The sequence below is a fragment of the Pseudactinotalea sp. genome, from assembly GCF_048594945.1.
In the GTDB taxonomy this organism is placed as follows: Bacteria; Actinomycetota; Actinomycetes; order Actinomycetales; family Beutenbergiaceae; genus Pseudactinotalea.
Genome location: NZ_JBMDXJ010000004.1, coordinates 1 through 4,724 on the forward strand (window position 1 = coordinate 1; position 4,724 = coordinate 4,724).

Annotated in this window: 4 protein-coding genes; all 4 read left to right on the forward strand. The window is 64.5% G+C overall.

The features are described from left to right. Positions 1–121 precede the first annotated feature (121 nt). Positions 122–763, forward strand: coding sequence for a CDP-alcohol phosphatidyltransferase family protein (locus ACOJSN_RS00125; protein ID WP_420110479.1), 642 nt, complete (start codon positions 122–124; stop codon positions 761–763). Then, the gene (locus ACOJSN_RS00130; RefSeq protein ID WP_420110480.1) at positions 760–1,182 is read left to right on the forward strand and encodes an adenylyltransferase/cytidyltransferase family protein; all 423 of its coding nucleotides are present in this window, start codon (positions 760–762) and stop codon (positions 1,180–1,182) included. Before ACOJSN_RS00125 ends, ACOJSN_RS00130 begins: the two co-directional genes overlap by 4 nt. Continuing rightward, positions 1,182–1,886 carry a hypothetical protein gene (locus ACOJSN_RS00135; RefSeq protein ID WP_420110481.1) on the forward strand — a complete coding sequence of 235 codons (705 nt, stop codon included), beginning with the start codon at positions 1,182–1,184 and terminating at the stop codon, positions 1,884–1,886. The genes ACOJSN_RS00130 and ACOJSN_RS00135 overlap by 1 nt, the downstream gene beginning before the upstream one ends. Before the next feature lies 1 nt (position 1,887). Then, a partial coding sequence (locus tag ACOJSN_RS00140) for a fibrinogen-like YCDxxxxGGGW domain-containing protein (RefSeq protein WP_420110482.1) occupies positions 1,888–4,724 on the forward strand: 2,837 nt, incomplete at its 3' end.

The window sequence follows — 4,724 nt, forward strand, 5'->3', positions numbered from 1 at the left end:
CGGGGCCGCCCCCCCCCCCGTGGGCGCCAGCGCTGGGGGGACCGGCTGGAGAGGCAGATTCAGTGTCGGACTTGCGGAACTGAGCCGACGGCAGAAGCCTGGCAGAGGTGTTCCGGCGTACATGCGGTGGGCGAACCGTCGGGCAGCGCGACCGGTGGCAGCGGCGGCGAACGCGTGGGGACTCACCCCGAACAGCGTGACGGCCATGAGCGGGATCGCGAGCCTCGCCGGCCTCGCAGTGCTCGTCCTCGCCGACCGGAGCGTTGTCAGCGGCGTCACGGTTGCCGTTCTCCTGGCGCTCGGTTTCGTACTCGACTCTGCCGACGGCCAGCTCGCGCGTCTGTCCGGCATGAGCGGTCCGGCTGGTGAGTGGGTCGATCATGTGGTCGACGCCCTACGGGCGCCGACCGTGCACGTGGCAGTTGGTGCAGCGCTCTACCTCGGTGGTGAGCGCGGGTGGCTCCTGCTGGTTCCGGTGGCGTTCGGACTGCTGACCGTGGTCCAGTTCTTCAGTCAGACGCTCGCCGATCACCTGGTCCGCGCCGGCGGGCGGTCGCAGGATCCTGCAGAAGGTGGCGTGCTGAAGTCCTTCGCACTTCTTCCCGTCGACACCGGGACCCTCTGCTGGATGTTCGTGTTGTGGGGGCTACCCACGGCCTTCCTGGTCGCCTACGTGGGCCTGTTCGCCTGCAATCTTGTCCACACGGTCGCGTCGATGCGACGCAAGCACGTGATGCTCGTCTCGATGGGAGAGACCCGATGATCCGCGGCTATGTTCCTGGCGGCTTTGACCTGTTCCACGTCGGACACCTCAATATCCTGCGGGCAGCACGTGAGCGCTGCGATCACCTGACTGTAGGTGTGGCCACGGACGAAGCGCTGCTCGCCATGAAGGGGCGCGCCCCTGTCATCCCGTTCGGGGAACGGCTCGATATCGTGTCGAGCCTCAAGATCGTCGACCAAGCGGTCGCAGACCACGCGCAGGACAAGCGCATTGCGTACCACAGCCATCCATTCGATGTCCTCTTCAAGGGCAGCGACTGGCAGCACACCGTCAAGGGCGTGCTCCTTGAGCAGGAGATGGCTGAGGTCGGTGCTCGCGTTGTGTACTTCCCCTATACGGAGCGCACCTCAAGCACCATGCTTCGGGAGTTCATGAGCTCAACGATCGGAGGCTCGTGATGACCCGGGCCTCGGGCGAGGAGACCGTACGAGCCTCGTCGTCACGGCGCCGCCTGCTCATGGTCACGGTTGCGGCACTCGTCCTGCTTGTCGCAGCGGCGTTCCTCGTCAACAGCATCCGCGGAGACGGTAGCAAGGAGGCCGGCAGCGGCGCTGACGGTCCAACGCCCGACAGCCCGAGTCAGGCGCCGTCGGAGGATGACCCGACGGAGTCGCCCGACCCACTTGATGTCGACGGCCCGTCGTCTGGTCCCATCGGCGATCTAGCCGACGAGGAAGCGCGTGTCGTCGAGTCGCTGGGACTGGTGGTCGAAGCCACGAACGAGATCGGCGAGCGAGGAGACGGTGCCGTCGTCGGGCTCGATGCGATCGCAACGGGGTTCGTTCTGGGAGAGCTAGAGAATCTCTCCCGGGAGTATCTCGAGCAGGGCTACACACAGTCCGGCGAAGCGCACGTGGTCTCGACAGAGATTCTGTCGTCAGATCTCGACGCAGGAACCCCTCACATTGTCCTCGGCGTCTGTATCGACGTCTCCGAGATCTCTCTCACAGATGCCAATGGCAACGACGCGAGCGACCTGTTGTACAACCCGGGCCACCCGGTCCGCCACGAGTATGGAGCAGACTTCATCGACGATGTCTGGAAGCTCTCGACTCATGAGATCCCTGCTGTGCAGGACTGTTCTTCAGTAGAGGAATCGTGACGTGAACACATCAACATTCATCGGCCGCGCACGGAACGTGCGGTTCGCGATCATCGCTCTGGCCGTCGCGCTTGTCGCGACGGTGGCCACGGCAGTCCCAAGCGCTCGGGCCGACGTTCCGTTGCCCGACGGTCTGTCCGACGTGACAGCCGCCGCTTCGTGCTGGGAGATCAAGCAGAACACGCCTGCAGCGCCTAGTGGGGTGTATTGGCTGGTGACTCCGGAACTTGTGTTTCCACAGCAGTTCTACTGCGACCAGAGTACCGACGGGGGTGGCTGGGTACTGATCGCGCGCGGACGCGACGGCTGGACCACTAACTACGAGGGCAATCGCACTCCGGGCGAGCTTCGGAATACGCCGACAGGCACGGGGGCATTCCGGCCTGCACAGCTGCCATCTGCCACCGTGGACGGGCTGTTGGACGGCCGCCGGGTTGACAGCCTGGGCGACGGAGTACGTATCCGGCGCGCCGCCGATGTCAACGGAAACACTTGGCAGGAAGTCCGATTCAAGTTCAGCTCCCGTGACCGTTGGGTCTGGGCACTGGGTGCTGAGCATCGCGTAGGCGCCTACAGCTTCAGCGCCGTGGGCAGTGGGTCGACGCGGACCGGCAGTGGCGGTCAGACGAGCAACTTCGGAGCCGACAACGGCTACTACCGACTCAACACCTCCGAGGCACAGAATCAGGGCTGGACGATCGGGCTGTCCTACGGCCCGAACATCACTGGCACGACGTCTGCAACCTCGTACGTGTGGTCGAACAGCAGTGGAGTCGGGAATGCGCGGCCGTTCGCCCAGATGTATCTGCGTCCGCAGTTGCGTCTTGCGGATCTCGAATTTCCGAGCGTCCCGGCGGAGGGCACCCCAGCCACAGAACAGGCTCCGGTCGCAGAGAGTGCAGCCCTTCGTACGGTCTGGGGCGTCAGCGGCTTCGGTAACGGCCAGGGAGGCGAGCTCAACACAGAGGTTGCAGCGTTCGCCGAAGTCGACGGCACGGTCTATGTCGGCGGCAATTTCCGCTACGTGCAGCGTGACTCGGCGGGAACTGGTCAGGTCCAGCAGCCTTTCCTGGCCGCGTTCGACGTCGACACCGGTGAGTGGGTATCTACTTTCCGGCCACAGTTGAACGGTCAGGTGAAGGCTCTGTTCGGCTTGCCGGACGGCAGGCTGGCAGTGGGTGGCCAGTTCTCGAGCGTTGGAGGCTCGACGCAGACGGGCATGGCGTTCCTCAATGCCTCGACCGGGGCGCTCCAGGGAACGCAGGTGCAGGCCGAGAATCGGTCGACGGGAGGCACGCCGTACGTTCGTGGCTTTGACCTTCAGGGCGCACATCTGTACGTATCGGGGAACTTCACGCACCTTGTGTCGTTGAGTTCGGGCACGGCGGCGAGCGCCTGGAACGGTGGTCGGATCGCCTTGAGCAACACCGCCCCGGACACGAACTGGAACGCATTCCTGAACGGCACCTCGGTTGGGATCGACGCAGCATCGCAGGGTGACCGTGTCTACTTCTCCGGCTACTTCAAGATGAAGCAGTCCACCTACACACCGTCTGCGGCCGCCATCCAGACCTCCGCAGGTGCATCGCTGGTCGCTCCAGTGTGGAAGCCGACGTTCTCCAAGGCGACATGGAACGCGGATGGCACAGTCTCGGGCAACGTGTGGCAGTTCGGGGTCGCTGAAGCGGATGGTCGCGTCTACCTGGGCGGCTCTGAACACTCCATCTTCGGCTATGACCGGGTGAACTTTGGGCTCCTCAGCGGTTCGATCACGAAGGCCGGTGGGGACTTCCAGGTCATCTATGCCGGTGGCTCAGCCGATCCGAACGTGATCTACGGAGGCTGCCACTGTGGTCACTGGAGTTACGAGGGCGCATACACGTGGGACAACGTGGGCACGAACTGGACTCAGGGTGACGCGATCAGCCTCTTTGGCGCTTGGGACGCGAGTACCGGCCAGTACATCCAGACCTTTGCACCGCAGCTCTCCGCCCGGGCGGGTTACGGTGTCTGGGGGATCTTCCAGGATTCCGCAGGAACCCTGTGGGTCGGCGGCGACCTGTCGAGGTCGGTTCGTAGCGGTGGCGTCGCACAATGGAGCGGCGGTTTCGTTCGGTACGGCATCGCCGACACGGCGGCTCCCTCAGCACCTAGCAACCTGACTGTCACGCCGGGACCGGATAGCGTCGCCCTCCAGTGGTCAGCCTCGACCGACGATCGCGGCGGAGTTGTCTACGAGATCCTCCAAGAGGGACGTGTCATCACGTCGACCGCCCTCACGACCGCGACGGTGCCTGCCTCGACCGAGGGCACGACGTACGCCGTCCGTGCCCGCGACACCGCGCTCAACCGTTCGGCTAGTACGCCACCGGTCGAGGTGGTCGGCGCTGCCGACATCGTCGCGATGGTCGCGGATGGCAGCACCTGGTCCTACCGGTGGAGCAACGATGCGTGGCCGTCGGGTTGGTTTGAGCCTGGGTTCGATGCTTCGTCGTGGTCGACTGGGGCGGGCTTGTTCGGTGTGAATGCTCCTGGTCAGGTGGCGAATCTGAATGCTGGCAATGTGTCGCCTCGGCCGTTGAGCGCTCAGTTCCTCCAGGAGTTCGATGTGGCGGATCCGTCGTCGTTGGAGTCGGTGACGATCTCGGTGGTCGCCGATGACGGCGTGGTGGTGTGGGTGAACGGCGTCGAGATCGGACGCACCCGCATGCCGTCCGGCACTCTGACCCAGAACTCGTACGCGACCGCAACTGCGAGCACGGCGTCTGCTGTGGCGAATCGTTCGGTGTTCGAGGTGCCGGCGTCTGTGCTGGTCGATGGTGAGAACGTGGTGGCAGC